The following is a 14857-nucleotide window of genomic DNA, read 5'->3' as shown; positions in this document are numbered from 1 at the left end:
CCGCTGCGCGCGGGTTTTTTTATTATATTGGGAGAGAGAAATTATAAAATTGAGTGCTTATGCTGCCTTCAGAGCTTTTTGAAAAGCGTCGACAGAATTTAACACGAGCTATCGATCATTGGGTGTCAATTGGCCCTTTTAAAAATGGTAAAGCCGTATGTGAACATTTTGGCTTATCAGTTCCTTTAATTTCCCAATTATTAAATAGTCATCGGCAGATTGGAGAGAAATTTGCACGTGAATTAGAGTCACAATTGGGACTCATTAAGGGAAGTTTAGATCATGAAGTTCAGTTTATAGAACAAGACAAGTGCACTGAGGAGCAAGCAAGCTTGGTCCTTTTTGAAATGCAGGTGGTTGAGACACAGGCATTTTCTTTAAAACCGATTTCAAATGATTCATCTCAATATTCAGCATTATTTAAAAACACTCAAGACCTGTATTTGATTCGCATCACAGCATCGTATTATGCCCCTGTATTACAAGAGGGTTGGCTTGTGGTCTGTGATGAACGGCGAGGGGTAGAGAGATCGGATCTAGCCTGTGTATATTTGCGAAATGGCTTAAATTTAATTTTAAACGTGATACAGCAAACAGATGATACGTGGCAATTTGCAAGTCTAGACCAAAAACGACAGGTGGAATTCCTGCAATCCGATATTGAAAAATTAGATTCTATTATTGCGATTTTGCCTAGCTCATTTATTTAAGGTAGTCGCATAAAAAAACCCATCCGAAGATGGGTTTTGATCTGAACTATAAGTCGAAAAGCTTAAGGAATCTCTTCTTCTTCAAATTCAGGCTTCACTTGTACAATGAAGTCTTGACGGTTCAGGCCACGCCATAACGCGAAGGCTGTACCAATGTAGATTGATGAATATGTACCCACAAATACACCAACAAACATTGCAACAGAGAACCATTTCAGACCATCACCGCCCAGTACCATCATCGCTACAACAACCAGTAATAGTGTCATTGAGGTATGAATGGTACGGCGAAGTGTTTCAGTCAAAGCACTGTTCACAACTTCAAGAGGTTCAGCACCGCGAATCTTACGGAAGTTTTCACGAATACGGTCAGATACAACGATGTTATCGTTGAGCGAGAAACCAATAATCGCGAGTAGCGCAGCCAAAACTGTTAAGTCAAACGGCCACTGCATCATGGCAAAGATACCAATGGTCACCACGATATCGTGGAATAAAGACAGTACAGCACCCATCGCAAGTTTGAACTCAAAGCGAATAGTGACATAAACCAGCATGAGCAGTAGGGCAAGACCTACAGCACCCGCAGAACGCACGTAAAGTTCATTACCGACTTGACCACCCACCACATCGACTTTATGCACTTCTGCTTTATTGCTCGGCAATTGAGCGGCAGTCGTAATGGCTTTGGTTAAGTCTTCAGCTTCAATGTCTTTTTGAACTGGCATACGAACCATCAGGTCGCGGTCAGATCCTAAGGTTTGTACTACAGGATCTTTAAAACCAGCTTTTGTCAGCGCTGAGCTCACATCGGTAGATTTTACTGGTTGACTATAGTTCAACTCTGCTGCCACACCGCCAGTAAAGTCCAAACCGAGGTTTAGACCTTTGGTGCAAATAAAAAAGATACTTGCGAGCGTTAAAATAATCGATATAAAGGCTGCCGGTTTGGCAATCTTCATAAATGGAATAATGCGCTCGTTGTCCGGACGGCCGTATTGTTTCGGTTGAGTATTTTCAGTCATCTTCGATCTCCTAAATGCTCAACTTCTTCAGGTTACGTTTTTTACCATAAATGATTTGTACGATTGCACGTGTCACAGTAATTGCTGTGAACATTGAGCAGACAATACCAATCATTAGGGTAACCGCGAAGCCTTTAATTGGGCCAGTACCAATTGCGAACAGAATGAAAGCCACTAAGAATGTGGTTAAGTTGGAGTCAAAGATGGTGTTATACGCACGATCATAACCTGCAACAATCGCCTGTTTCGGCGAGGCACCCCATTTAATTTCTTCTCGTATCCGCTCACAGATCAGTACGTTGGCGTCGACCGCCATACCAATGGTAATTACGATACCTGCAATACCCGGAAGGGTGAGGGACGCGCCAATCCAAGACATGATGGTTAAAATCATGGCAAGGTTAACCACGAGTGCAAAGTTGGCAATCAAGCCGAACACACGGAAGAAGACCACCATCCAAATCGCAACCAATAAGAAACCGATTTGAGTTGATAATACGCCTTTGTCGATGTTTTCTTGACCGAGACTCGGACCAATCACACGTTCTTCAACGAAGTACATTGGCGCTGCTAATGCACCTGCACGTAACATCAATGCAAGTTCAGACGCTTCTTGAGGTGAATCTAGACCAGTAATACGGAACTGGGAACCCAATACGGCTTGAATCGTTGCCGCATTGATGACCACAGATTCGGTATAAGGTGTACGAACTTCAGTTTGTGTGCCTGTTGTAGGGTCTGCAACATAACTAATTTTTTGTTTGTTCTCGATGAACAAAACTGCCATTCGTTTGCCTACAGCATTACGAGTAGCTTCAGACATCAACTTACCGCCCGCAGTGTCCAAAGTAATATTTACTTCAGCACCACCTGTATCTTGGCTAAAGCCTGATGACGCATTTTGTACACGTTCACCTGTTAAGATACGGTTACGGTTAAGCAATAATTGACGACCGCTGTCCAAAGATTCATAAGCAAATGCTTCTGTACCTGGCGGTAATGAGCCTTTTGCTTGACCTGTGTAAGGATCGATATATTGATCGTTTAAATCAGAAACTAAGCGGAACTCAAGGTTCGCAGTACGACCAAGTACACGTTTTGCTTCAGCAGTATCTTGCACACCCGGTAATTCAACCACAATACGATTGCTACCTTGAGTTTGTACTAATGCTTCCGCTACACCTAACTCGTTAATACGGTTACGTAAAGTTGTTAAGTTTTGGTTGACAGCATAAGACTGAATTTCTTGTTTACGTGTATCTGTGTAGCTTAGACGAAGAGTCGAACCTTCAGTTGTTGCAACCGCTTGTTGAGTATATTCATTGCCGTTACGACGAAGGAAATCCATAGCTGCAGAACGGTCATCATTATTTGCAAATTGCATCGTAATGGTGTTGTTGTTCAAAGATAAGCTATTGAATTTTAATTTATTGTCACGAAGTTGGCGACGTAAGTCAGCCGCAGACGTTTCCATACGTTGTGAAATGGCTTTATCCATATCCACTTCAAGTAGGAAATGTACACCACCACGTAAATCCAGACCTAGCTTCATTGGTTTAGCACCAATTTTTTGTAGCCATTCTGGGGTAGTAGGCGCAAGGTTCAGTGCGACGACATAATTTTCACCGAGCCCACGACGTAGTGCTTCTTTCGCTTTTAATTGTTGTTCGCTCGAATCAACACGTAATAAAGCGGCATTATTGGTGAAGCTATTGTCATGGCTGGCAATATTTTCAGATTTTAAAATCTGCTCTGCTTTTTGTACGATGCTTTGGTCAATCTGGGTACCGGCTTTGGCACCTGAAATTTGAACAGCAGGTTCATCAGGATACAAACTTGGCAGGGCATATAATGTACTGATGACTAGTACCACTAGAATCAGTAGATATTTCCATGCTGGGTAACGCATTCGTTTTCTTCTTAAAATGAAAAAAGCCGTGCGGGTGCACGACTTATTTTTTGATTAAAGGTTATTTAGAGTGCCTTCAGGCAGAACTGAAATCACACTTGCGCGTTGTACTTTTACTTCTACGCCACGGTTCAGTTCAACAACTGCAAAATCACCTTCGATTTTTGTGATTTTACCCATTAAACCGCCCGCAAAAACAACTTCACTACCAACACCTAGGCTTTCAATTAGTGCACGATGTTCTTTTGCACGTTTTGATTGAGGGCGCCAGATCAAGAAGTAGAAGATTGCGACAAATACCGCAATCATCAACAGGTTTGCCATCATGCTTGGTTGCTGTGCAGCTTCACCTGCCGCGTGAGCAGTAGAAATAAAAAGGCTCATTTCATTTTCCTAAACTAAAAAAACTGGTTATCAATACTTTGATAAATAAATTGGACTTGTTCAGCAATTTACCTTGTCTTTTTCTTCAGCGCAAATGCTGAAAGAATTAATCTTGAGGACAAGGTGGCACTTCCATGCCGCGACGACGATAAAAGTCTTCAACAAACTCATCAAAAGTGCCATGATCGAGAGCATCACGCATCGCTTCAGTTAGACGTAGGTAATAACGTAAGTTATGAATAGTACCGAGCATCGAACCGAGCATTTCGCCGCATTTCTCAAGATGGAAGAGATAAGATTTGGTGAAGTTTGTACAGGTATAACAGTCGCAATGTGGGTCAAGCGGACTTTGATCATGACGATATTTGGCATTACGAATACGCACTAAACCGTCGGTCACAAAATAATGACCATTACGTGCATTTCGAGTTGGCATCACACAGTCAAACATATCGACACCGCGACGAACAGCTTCTACGATATCTTCTGGTTTACCGACACCCATCAAGTAACGTGGTTTATCCGCAGGCATTTTCTCTGGAAGATAATCCAATACTTTGATCATTTCTTCTTTAGGTTCGCCAACAGACAAGCCGCCAATGGCATAACCATCAAAATCAATTTCTTTGAGACCATTTAAAGATTCATCACGTAAATCTTCATACATGCCGCCTTGGATAATACCAAATAGTGCATTACGGTTTTTCAGCACGTCATGATGTTGAGTCTTACAACGTTTCGCCCAACGCAATGAAAGCTGCAATGATTTTTGCGCTTCTTCATGTGTCGCAGGATAAGGCGTACATTCATCAAAAATCATCACGATGTCTGAATTCAGTGTGTGCTGAATATCCATCGAAATTTCAGGAGATAAAAAGACTTTAGAGCCATCAATCGGAGAGCGGAAAGTCACGCCCTCTTCTTTAATTTTGCGCATAGCGCCAAGACTGAAGACTTGGAAACCGCCTGAATCTGTCAAAATCGGGTTATTCCATTTCATGAATTGGTGTAAACCACCATGTTCACGAATGACATCTAGGCCTGGGCGAAGATATAAATGGAAGGTATTGCCCAAAATAACTTGGGATTTAATTTCTTTAATGTCACGTGGGAGCATGCCTTTTACAGTACCGTAAGTACCGACAGGCATGAACATAGGTGTTTCAACAACACCATGTTCAAGGGTTAAACGGCCGCGACGAGCACGGCCCGATTGCGCCAATTTTTCAAACTTCATACAAGGTCCAGATCAAGGCGAAAAAACAGTTCGCTGATGGTAAGAGTGCTAAAAGTGCTCTATTTTCCTTGATTCTGCGGTTAAACGCTAGCTTTGTCGGGTGTTAAGTCTGTAAATTTATAGATTGCATCTTGTGCCAAGGTTTCATCTGAACTCTTGGCATTAAAATAAAACTGGTTAATTCGCTGCAAAATTTCTTCTTTTTCCATCGCAAATGTGCCTTTCGGGTCCGATGTCATGGCCACGATACTGTCAATAAGCTTTTGAATATAAGGATTCGTGGTTGCATAGCTTTTTTCTAAGCTTAAAAGATAGACTTCATTAGCTACATGTAAATAGTTATAAGGTTGTATTTCAACGATTTGTGCTAAATCAATCAGCAGGTCTTTATCATACTGAGACAGCTTCATACGCTTGGGTAAACTGTCGAGCTTGAGGGGTTGTTTGGATTTGAGAAAATCGTCAAGTTGTGTACTTGGAGGATTTAAAAGCTGAGCTGAATAAATCTCTATTTCGGGCTGTGTTGGCACCGTGATAAAAAACAGAATATTGTCCAGTTCTATGCCGTAGGACTGAACCAAGTCGATTTTTGTTTGTTGTAGGGCATTGAGCAAGATTGAAAGATGGTTAGTTGACTCAGACTTTATCGTACTTTTTATAGAAGATGGATCAAGGTTTAAATGGCCCACTTCATTTACAGATGTCAGTTTAAACTGCGCCAAGTCTTGGTCGAGGGAAAGGGCACTACGAGAGCGCCATTTCGACACATTCCATCGATCATGCGCTGCAAGATATTGAGCAGAATCTTCATCTTCTGCAAAAATACTACGCTGCGTAGAGACTGCGATATAGTCCATGGAAAAATAGGGATTGAACACCAACGTACATGCGTAAATATGGTCGTCTTGGTGCTGCTCATAGAGTTTGAAAAACTCCTGAATCAGCACATTTTTCAGTGCATTAATTTGATTTTGCATATTTTATTTTTCTTTCTAGTTTTGGAGGTACTTGAGCACCTCATCATTATTTTTTTTACTTTTGTGCATTAAAGCCCGAACTTAAAAGTTCGGACGATAATCAAAATTTTGGCTGGCAGCTTGATCGCGGAAAGGGCGAACCGCTTTTTTACTCAGCAATAGCGTATTAATAATATTGTTAGGAAACACTTGAATGTGGTTGTTGAACAACTCGACGTTGCGGTTAAAAATAGTAATTGCCGCACCGACATTTTCGTTTTGTTCTTCAATTTCATTCATCATTTTCAGATAAATATCATTGGCTTTGAGCTCTGGGTAGTTTTCAACCACAACATTCAGGCTGCGCATTAGATCTTGATTTAAGGCTTCAATACGCTGTAATTGGCTGACATCGGTACTTTTGACGTTCAAATTCATAATGTTTTGACGGAGTTCAGTGACTTTTGCCAAAGTCCCTTGTTCAAAATTGGAATATTGCTCAACCAAAGGCTGTAATCCATCTAAAATTTTGATTTTTTGACGTTCATAGCTGGCTACATCTGACCATGCACGAATGGTTGCATTGTGATGTCGGACAATGTTGTTGCGAATCATGATTGCACCAATCACCAATGCAATGATGATTAAAACAAAGATCAAAAGCCCCATAAAATTTTATCCTCAAGATAAAAGGTCGTAAGTTAAAACATTATTGTATGAAATCTATTTTAAAAACTGCGTTAAATCGTTTTTCAAATTTTCTAAAGCATTTAATTTAAAGGTTCTGAGATGTCCACGCAATGCCGAAACATCTTGAATTCGTTTTGCTTTACTACTGACTTTAAATAAATCTGTAGAGCCAAGATAGCACATTATTCGGTGGCTCGGATGAAATAGCAGATCACCTTCACGGTTTTGAAAAAAATCCGCTAGTCGCAGGACAAAGCCCGGGCTGAGCAATTTAGCGATTTCCATTTGGTTCTCGCCATAAAACTTTAATTTTTGATTGGTTTGAATGTCGCTGCTGTGCCAAGGAAAACTATAGGGATAGCCAAAGTTTTTGCCTGTTGCAGATACGGCTAGTCCATGGATGCCAATATCAAAAACAAATACGCCCCACAGGTCTTTATGAATTTCTTTAACCGTGACTTCATCACCGTCTTTGTCACGTACCTTCAGTTCATTCACATAGTGATAATGAAAGACCATGACTTGATGCTGTTGCTGATTTTCATCTTCCCAAACGGTGCTCGCGAAGGTCTGAATATCATTCGAAAGGCTGCCTTGCTTAAATACGGGGAACATGCGTTTAAGATTGCCAATAAATTGCAGATTATTCAGTGGCATTGAAATGTATTGAGGCTGTCGGTTAAAAGCCAATTGGTATTTTTTTGCGATGCATTCGGTTTCCAAAAACGCAATAACATCTTCGAGCGGGTCATCTTTTTCATAGCTAATATAAGCCCAGAACACCATGGCCAACCCCGCAGCAAAGCAAAGCTGTGCCCAGCCATGATCGGGCTGAATCACGATGAACAGCATGAAGCCGATACCCAACGCAGCTAAAGCTAGGGGGAGTAAATTTTCAAATTTGAGTGTAATGGGAGCATTCCATGGATGCAGTCCATCGAGGAGCTCTTGGTGTGTTTTGGCGTTTCGGCCTATATCCCAGAGCCGAGCGATATTCTGAAAAACCACAGCATTCTTTTTTCGACGAATATGGATGGAGTGCTTTACAGAATCTATCGGCATAGGGATGATTTCGGCGTAATTTTATTTGTGGTTAATATTATCAATTAACATCGCATCACCATAACTAAAGAAGCGATATTGGCTGTCGACGGCATGGTGATAGGCATTCAAAATATTATCTCGACTGGACAACGCTGACACTAACATGAGTAAGGTAGATTCAGGTAAATGGAAGTTGGTAATTAAACGATCGACTACTTTGAACTCATAACCTGGGTAGATAAAGATTTGTGTATCACCAGTCCAACCCTTGAGTTCGCCGCCATTGGCTTGAGCGGCACTTTCAGTCGCACGAGTCGCTGTAGTACCGACAGCAATAACTTTATTGCCACGTGCTTTTGTCTCACGGATTAAAGCCATAGATTCTTCTGACACGTCACACCACTCACTGTGCATGATGTGATTTTCAATGTCATTGGTACGTACGGGTAAGAATGTACCTGCACCCACATGCAAGGTAACAAAGGTTTTATTTACGCCTTTGTCCGCCAATTTTTTGAGTAGCGCTTCATCAAAATGTAAGCTTGCTGTTGGTGCTGCGACAGACGCCAATTTGGTTGGGTCGTTAAACACGGTTTGATAACGTTCGGTATCAATCGCTTCTGCTTCACGGTTAAAGTAAGGCGGAATCGGTAAAGCACCGTATAAATCTAAAACTTGTAAAATAGGCTGTGAAAATTCCACAACAAATAAGTTTTCATGACGGCCTTGAACGGTCACTTTAACTTCGTCTGGACCAATAAATAATTCCGCACCTTCTTTAGGCGTATTGCTAGCTTTAATGTGGCAATGTGCGGTTTTTGGGTCAAGAATACGTTCAACCAAGACTTCAACTGCACCACCAGTTGCACGTTTGCCTTTCAAGCGGGCTTTCATCACTTTGGTATCGTTCAGTACCAACAAGTCACCTTCATTGAGCAAGTCTAGAATGTCAGTGAAATGATGGTCGTGATATTCACCATTGAGGTCGAGATGGAGTAGGCGTGATGCACTACGTGTTTCAAGCGGATAACGGGCAATGAGTTCGTCAGGGAGATTGAAGTTAAAGTCAGAAAGTTGCATGTTAAGAAATCTGAAAAGGGGATAATGAAATTTGGCTTAGTATAAGCTTTTTTGGGTTTTAACGCTGAAATTGATGGATTATCCATCTAAAAATTCTTATACGGTTTATTTTTAATCAAATGAGAACATCATGCGTTGACAAGTTTTTGAAACAGTTTATTATACGTTTCAACACCTTCCCGAGGTGGTGAAATTGGTAGACGCGGTGGATTCAAAATCCACTATCAGAGATGATGTGTCGGTTCGAGTCCGACCCTCGGGACCAAAAATTCTAAAAGACCCCAAGCTTATTAAGACTTGGGGTTTTTTATTGCCTGTTAATTAAAAAATTATAAATGAGAAAGGCTTTTCATCGTTTAAAACTAATGTTAAATCATGTATCTATCTAAATTTATTATGTTGAGATGCATAAATGGAAATTGATTGGAAGCTTATAGCTCCTATCGCAGGTATTTTTATAACTATTATTACGTTATTTTTAAAAAGACATGAAATTACAAGTTTAAAACATAAGAAAATTTCAGATAGGCTTGCTTCTAGTGTCCAATATTTTGAAAAGTATTATGAGCGTGGACAAACAAATCAGCTTGTTTTGGATAGGGCGGCGCAGGATCTTACTAAAAGCCCAAATGTGGATCATAACTTAGTCAATAGGCTAATAGAGCTTCATCAGAATTATTTAATTAATTTTGATCGTATGATTTTGTTATTTGACGATGGCGTTCAATACATTATTTATAAGAAAAGACAAACCTTGGATTTGTCGAAAGATTTATTAATAAAACCTTTCCTGAATCTTGGTTCAACTCCTAGGCGCTATTTGTTTATAGCTGGATATTTTATTTTTGCCTTTATAGGAGGGATGCTTTTATGGGTGGTAATTAATTCTATAGGTGTTCAATTTATTGTTAATATCGTATTTATTTTTGTTTCTTTTATTTTGATTGCATTGGCGCTTTTATGCTTGGTATTGGAGGATAAACTGCAAAGTGCATCTGATTTTGTTAAAGAATTAAAAGAAGCTGATGAAAAATATAAAGCAATGGAAAAACCTAGAACTATAATTCTATTGAGTCGGAATGATAAGAAATTTTGAAATTATTAGTTTGTCAAAAAAAACCAGCGCTTTCGCGCTGGTTTTTTTACATCACTAACTTACGTTAGTTTTGCATCAACTTATTGAGCAGCATCAAGAGCAGCATTCAAAGTTGCGCTTGGACGCATTACAGCATTTACTTTTGCTGTATCTACAGCGTAGTAACCACCGATGTCCGCAGCTTTACCTTGAACTTCAGCAAGTTCTGCAACGATTTTTTCTTCGTTGTCAGCAAGAGCGTGAGCAAGAGGAGCGAATTTCGCTTTAAGCTCTGCATCTTCGTCTTGCGCAGCAAGTTCTTCAGCCCAGTATTTAGCAAGGTAGAAGTGGCTGCCACGGTTGTCAAGTTCGCCAGTACGACGTGATGGAGATTTGTCGTTATCCAGCAGTTTGCCTGTTGCAGCATCTAAAGTCTTCGCCAGAAGTTTCGCTTTCGCGTTGTCTTCTTTGATGCCCATTTCTTCAAGAGAAACAGCAAGTGCCAAGAACTCACCTAAAGAATCCCAACGTAAGTGGTTTTCTTCTACAAGTTGTTGTACGTGTTTAGGCGCAGAACCACCCGCACCAGTTTCGTACATGCCGCCACCAGCCATTAGAGGCACGATAGAAAGCATTTTCGCAGAAGTACCCAATTCCATAATCGGGAACAAGTCTGTGAGGTAGTCACGTAGGATGTTACCAGTTACAGAAATTGTATCTAGGCCGCGAGCAACACGTTCAAGTGTATAACGCATAGCACGTACTTGAGACATGATTTGAATGTCTAAACCAGTAGTGTCGTGCTCTTTCAAGTAAGTTTGAACTTTCTTGATGAGTTCGTTTTCGTGTGGACGGTACGGGTCAAGCCAGAAGATCGCAGGCATGCCTGAGTTACGTGCACGAGTTACTGCAAGTTTCACCCAGTCGCGGATCGGAGCGTCTTTCACCTGACACATACGCCAGATGTCGCCTTCTTCCACGTTTTGAGACATCAACACTTCACCTGTTTCAAGGTCAGTGATGTTTGCAATACCTGCTTCAGGAATTTCGAAAGTCTTGTCGTGTGAACCGTATTCTTCAGCTTTTTGCGCCATCAAACCAACGTTAGGAACTGTACCCATAGTGCGTGGGTCAAAGTTACCATTCCATTTACAGAAATTGATCATTTCTTGGTAGATACGCGCGAAAGTAGATTCAGGCATTACAGCTTTACAGTCGTACTGTTTGCCGTCAGCACCCCACATTTTACCGCCACCACGGATCATTGCAGGCATAGATGCATCTACAATTACGTCATTAGGTGAGTGGAAGTTAGTGATGCCTTTTGCAGAATCAACCATTGCAAGTGCAGGACGGTGTTCTTGGCAAGCATGTAAGTCAGCAATGATTTCTTCACGAAGAGAAGTCGGAAGAGTTTCAATTTTTTCGTAAAGACCAGACATACCGTTGTTGATGTTAATACCTAACTCATCAAACAATTTGCCGTGTTTTTCGAATGCATCTTTGTAGTAAATCTTCACACAGTGACCGAAAACGATTGGGTGAGACACCTTCATCATGGTCGCTTTTACGTGTAGAGAGAACAAAATGCCTGCTTCTTTACAATCATCTAATTCTTTTTCATAGAAGTCGCAAAGTGCTTTTTTGCTCATGAACATTGAGTCGATGATTTCGCCTTCTTGAAGCGCAACTTTTGGCTTAAGAACAACAGTTTCACCAGACTTAGTGATCAATTCCATTTTTACATTGCGAGCGCGGTCTAAAGTCATAGACTTTTCGCCGTGGTAGAAGTCACCTTCGTCCATGTGAGAAACGTGAGTTTGTGACCACTGTTTCCATTCGCTCATAGAGTGCGGATGTTTCTTCGCGTAATTTTTTACTGCAGTAGGCGCACGACGGTCAGAGTTACCTTCACGAAGTACAGGGTTTACAGCAGAACCTAGGCATTTGCTATAACGCGCCTTGATTTCTTTTTCTTCCTCAGTCGCTGGGTTTTCTGGGTAGTTCGGAACTGCAAAACCTTTAGACTGTAATTCTTTAATGCAAGCAGTTAATTGGCCAACTGAAGCACTGATGTTCGGAAGTTTGATAATGTTTGTGCTTGGATCTTGGGTTAATTGTCCAAGCTCTGCCAAGTTATTTGGCACCTTTTGTTCTTCGCTTAGGTAGTCTGAAAATTCAGCGAGTACACGTGCTGCAACTGAGATATCGCGTTTAACGATTTCAACGCCAGCAGGTTTAGTAAAGGTTTCAATGATCGGCAGCAGAGAGTAAGTCGCCAATAATGGCGCCTCGTCGGTCAGTGTGTAGATGATAGTTGACTTTCCACCAGCCATATATAGCCCCTTGCTTTAGATTGTGTCTTTGAGGTCCGAGCTTGTGGCTCGCCTCTATGAACCGATTTGCTTAAATAAAACTATGAAAGTATCGGGGTTCATTGCTTTTCAGTCAACGCAAGATCCTGTGATGTGGTCATTTCGTAGAAAAATGATACAAAAGAAGTGCAGTTTGACGCCCAATTTTAGCGCAAAACCGAGAAGGGAAATATTGAAAGCTTGTTATTCATAGCTTAAAGCTATTGAACAATTAAATTTATATCATTTTTTTGGGGCTGATCTGTTCTTTATGGCTCGTTCGAGTTTTAGTTGTAAAGCAAAGCGTTTGATAGGTCAAACTGAATGCCTTAACTTTTAGGTGTAGATTTGGTGCGAAAGTTCGAAAATTAGTCAGGATTGGGGACTTTATTAAAGAACGACGTGAGTTTGATGCCCCGTTTGACTTTGAATGGTCGCGGAATGTTTATGCGATAACTTATATATCTGATGAATAAGGCATGGCACTTTTTCAGCTTCAGTCATTTGGGTGAATGAGTTCATGTGCATTAGAAGCATGAAACGAATCTTTAGCTCAGTTTAATAAAGTAAAAGCGAGCAAGTATGGTTTAATGCTCAAATGACACACACAACTGATAAAAACTAATAAATTAGTCTAATAGAAAAACTTAAAAATAGATTCATTTAGTGTAGCTGACTGAAACGAGCATCCTGATGAGTAATCTGGTCATAGAATAGTCATAAAACTCACTATTTTTTGTGATGTATTTAAAGAAAATTAAACCCAGTTTTTTAGGTCTTATGTAAATGAATATTTCTTTTGGTCATGTTTTTAGTTTGAATAAAACGCGAAAAGTACGATTTAAAATAAACAGTCAATAAAATTTAAATTAATTTAAGTTTCTAATTTTATTGTTTTAATTTTTGTTTTACCTTTAATGTTATGTTCTTTATAGATATTTTTATTTTCTAATTGGATGAAAGTTCGATTAAATAGCGTATTCGTAAATGATGTTTGTCTTTTTGTTGGGTTTTGTTATTGAGTGTTTGGGCTATTTTTGCTATTAATCTTAAACATAACAGTTGGTTTTTATCTTTAAGATAAACCCTGAGGAGAGCAACGGGATGGCTTTACGTTTACTGGATATTGGTACACAAACCGAACTATTAACTTCCTGTCGTTTGTCTTTATTGATGGGGGTTTATACCGACGACAACCGCATTGCAGAATTTTTAAAGTTCGCGCGTGGTATTGTGCAAGTCGATAATGCTGTCCTCGCATTTAAAAATGAACCTTATATATGGTATGCGTCAGAGCACATATTTAAGGCCTTTATGGCCGAAGCTGATGATGATCGTCTAGATCAGTTTTTTGCTAAACATTCTCGTATAGACCGAGACGCTGAAAATTACCAAGCTTATTCCGACTATATGCAAGAACTTGGATTAGGGCATCAGCGTTTAGTCGCTTTCGATTTAAAATATGATCAAGAATCTATCGGTAAAGTGATTTTGTTTGATGATCAAGTCACTGCATTTGAAGCCAAACAATTAAAGATCGTTGAAGAATTTGTACAAAGTCTAGTCAATATTATTCAACTTCGTGTTGAAAATGCCGAATTAAAAGAAGCCTATGAACAGCAGTCGGCACTGAATTTTAGTAAGACTAAATTTTTCCAAATTATTGCGCATGATTTAAGAGCACCTTTTCATGGTCTACTTGGATTTTCTGAAGTTTTGGCACAGGAGCGTCATACCTTAGATGATTCGAGTGTGCAAAATATTGCAGACTATTTATATGACACCACACAATCGACGTATAACCTCTTAGAAAGCCTGTTGAACTGGGCCATGGCAGAAGGTGGTCGCTTTGTTTATCACCCGATTAATTTTGATTTACATCAGTCTGCAAAAATCGTAAGTGATGTCTTAAATAGCTTGGCTGTGAAGAAAAATATTCGACTGATCAATGCCGTGCCTGAAGGCATTAAAGTCAATGCAGATATCAATATGATCACATCAGTGATGCAAAACTTGGTGTCAAACGCATTGAAATTTACCCATACCGATGGTAGAGGTGTGGTGACGATTTCAGCCGATCGAGATGGAGAACGGGTTGTATTCACTATTCAAGATACTGGATTGGGGATGACCCAAGCTCAGATTGATGATTTATTTCAGCAAAAACTGACGGTTAGTATTAAAGGTACGGCAGGAGAACGTGGTACGGGGTTGGGTTTAGTCCTTTGTAAACGTTTTGTGGACTTAAATCAGGGTGAAATTGTGGTGAATTCGAAAGAAGGTGAAGGCACACAATTTAAAGTCTGGTTGCCACAGGCGACGAGCCTGCATCAAACCCTAAGTACCGAGAGCAGCAGTGCATAGAAAGATGCGACCTTAAGTGAACTTTAATG

At 40.3% G+C, this 14857-nt stretch carries 12 protein-coding genes and 1 tRNA gene; 4 read left to right on the top strand and 9 right to left on the bottom strand.

What is annotated here, in order from left to right; genetic code table 11:
• Positions 1-59: 59 nt before the first annotated feature.
• A complete protein-coding gene (locus B1201_RS14640; protein ID WP_078194182.1) occupies positions 60-710 on the top strand; it encodes a hypothetical protein in 651 nt (216 codons plus the stop codon).
• Between the two features lie 62 nt (positions 711-772).
• Here the strand turns inward: B1201_RS14640 and secF are convergent, their stop codons facing one another.
• The 8 genes from secF to queA form a co-directional block, all read right to left on the bottom strand.
• Complete coding sequence (gene secF, locus B1201_RS14635; RefSeq protein WP_078194181.1) at positions 773-1735, bottom strand: protein translocase subunit SecF; 963 nt, start codon at positions 1733-1735, stop codon at positions 773-775.
• 10 nt (positions 1736-1745) lie between these two features.
• Entirely contained in the window at positions 1746-3644 is a 1899-nt protein-coding gene (gene secD / locus B1201_RS14630) for a protein translocase subunit SecD (RefSeq protein ID WP_078194180.1), read from the bottom strand.
• 54 nt (positions 3645-3698) lie between these two features.
• Complete coding sequence (gene yajC, locus B1201_RS14625) at positions 3699-4028, bottom strand: preprotein translocase subunit YajC (protein ID WP_078191271.1); 330 nt, start codon at positions 4026-4028, stop codon at positions 3699-3701.
• A gap of 106 nt (positions 4029-4134) precedes the next feature.
• Positions 4135-5265: a tRNA guanosine(34) transglycosylase Tgt gene (gene tgt / locus B1201_RS14620; protein ID WP_078194179.1), complete on the bottom strand. Its 1131-nt coding sequence runs from the start codon at positions 5263-5265 to the stop codon at positions 4135-4137.
• 80 nt (positions 5266-5345) lie between these two features.
• Positions 5346-6242, bottom strand: a complete 897-nt coding sequence (locus tag B1201_RS14615) for a DUF4303 domain-containing protein (RefSeq protein WP_078194178.1) — start codon at positions 6240-6242, stop codon at positions 5346-5348.
• A gap of 81 nt (positions 6243-6323) precedes the next feature.
• On the bottom strand, positions 6324-6890 hold the full coding sequence (locus tag B1201_RS14610) for a LemA family protein (protein WP_078194177.1): 567 nt from the start codon (positions 6888-6890) through the stop codon (positions 6324-6326).
• A gap of 54 nt (positions 6891-6944) precedes the next feature.
• Positions 6945-7973 carry a hypothetical protein gene (locus B1201_RS14605; protein ID WP_078194176.1) on the bottom strand — a complete coding sequence of 343 codons (1029 nt, stop codon included), beginning with the start codon at positions 7971-7973 and terminating at the stop codon, positions 6945-6947.
• Positions 7974-7994: 21 nt separating this feature from the next.
• On the bottom strand, positions 7995-9035 hold the full coding sequence (gene queA / locus B1201_RS14600; RefSeq protein WP_078194175.1) for a tRNA preQ1(34) S-adenosylmethionine ribosyltransferase-isomerase QueA: 1041 nt from the start codon (positions 9033-9035) through the stop codon (positions 7995-7997).
• A gap of 178 nt (positions 9036-9213) precedes the next feature.
• Here queA and B1201_RS14595 point away from each other — a divergent pair.
• Positions 9214-9300: transfer RNA gene (locus tag B1201_RS14595), tRNA-Leu, on the top strand.
• A 147-nt stretch (positions 9301-9447) separates the two neighbouring features.
• Positions 9448-10131: a hypothetical protein gene (locus B1201_RS14590; protein WP_078194174.1), complete on the top strand. Its 684-nt coding sequence runs from the start codon at positions 9448-9450 to the stop codon at positions 10129-10131.
• 80 nt (positions 10132-10211) lie between these two features.
• Here the strand turns inward: B1201_RS14590 and B1201_RS14585 are convergent, their stop codons facing one another.
• Positions 10212-12446 carry an NADP-dependent isocitrate dehydrogenase gene (locus B1201_RS14585; RefSeq protein WP_078194173.1) on the bottom strand — a complete coding sequence of 745 codons (2235 nt, stop codon included), beginning with the start codon at positions 12444-12446 and terminating at the stop codon, positions 10212-10214.
• Between the two features lie 1122 nt (positions 12447-13568).
• Here B1201_RS14585 and B1201_RS14580 point away from each other — a divergent pair.
• Entirely contained in the window at positions 13569-14828 is a 1260-nt protein-coding gene (locus tag B1201_RS14580; RefSeq protein WP_078194172.1) for a sensor histidine kinase, read from the top strand.
• Positions 14829-14857 lie beyond the last annotated feature (29 nt).

Origin of the sequence: Acinetobacter sp. ANC 5600 (assembly GCF_002018395.1) — a bacterium.
GTDB lineage: Bacteria > Pseudomonadota > Gammaproteobacteria > Pseudomonadales > Moraxellaceae > Acinetobacter > Acinetobacter amyesii.
This window is presented reverse-complemented; position numbering and strand designations above follow the sequence as displayed.

What these genes read in the sequence shown, in the direction of transcription:
- queA (WP_078194175.1), bottom strand. Translation starts at nt 9,035, where the DNA reads ATGCAACTTTCTGACTTTAACTTCAATCTCCCTGACGAACTCATTGCC.
- B1201_RS14585 (WP_078194173.1), bottom strand. Translation starts at nt 12,446, where the DNA reads ATGGCTGGTGGAAAGTCAACTATCATCTACACACTGACCGACGAGGCG.
- B1201_RS14580 (WP_078194172.1), top strand. Translation starts at nt 13,569, where the DNA reads ATGGCTTTACGTTTACTGGATATTGGTACACAAACCGAACTATTAACT.
- secD (WP_078194180.1), bottom strand. Translation starts at nt 3,644, where the DNA reads ATGCGTTACCCAGCATGGAAATATCTACTGATTCTAGTGGTACTAGTC.
- B1201_RS14615 (WP_078194178.1), bottom strand. Translation starts at nt 6,242, where the DNA reads ATGCAAAATCAAATTAATGCACTGAAAAATGTGCTGATTCAGGAGTTT.
- B1201_RS14605 (WP_078194176.1), bottom strand. Translation starts at nt 7,973, where the DNA reads ATGCCGATAGATTCTGTAAAGCACTCCATCCATATTCGTCGAAAAAAG.
- secF (WP_078194181.1), bottom strand. Translation starts at nt 1,735, where the DNA reads ATGACTGAAAATACTCAACCGAAACAATACGGCCGTCCGGACAACGAG.
- tgt (WP_078194179.1), bottom strand. Translation starts at nt 5,265, where the DNA reads ATGAAGTTTGAAAAATTGGCGCAATCGGGCCGTGCTCGTCGCGGCCGT.
- B1201_RS14640 (WP_078194182.1), top strand. Translation starts at nt 60, where the DNA reads ATGCTGCCTTCAGAGCTTTTTGAAAAGCGTCGACAGAATTTAACACGA.
- yajC (WP_078191271.1), bottom strand. Translation starts at nt 4,028, where the DNA reads ATGAGCCTTTTTATTTCTACTGCTCACGCGGCAGGTGAAGCTGCACAG.
- B1201_RS14590 (WP_078194174.1), top strand. Translation starts at nt 9,448, where the DNA reads ATGGAAATTGATTGGAAGCTTATAGCTCCTATCGCAGGTATTTTTATA.
- B1201_RS14610 (WP_078194177.1), bottom strand. Translation starts at nt 6,890, where the DNA reads ATGGGGCTTTTGATCTTTGTTTTAATCATCATTGCATTGGTGATTGGT.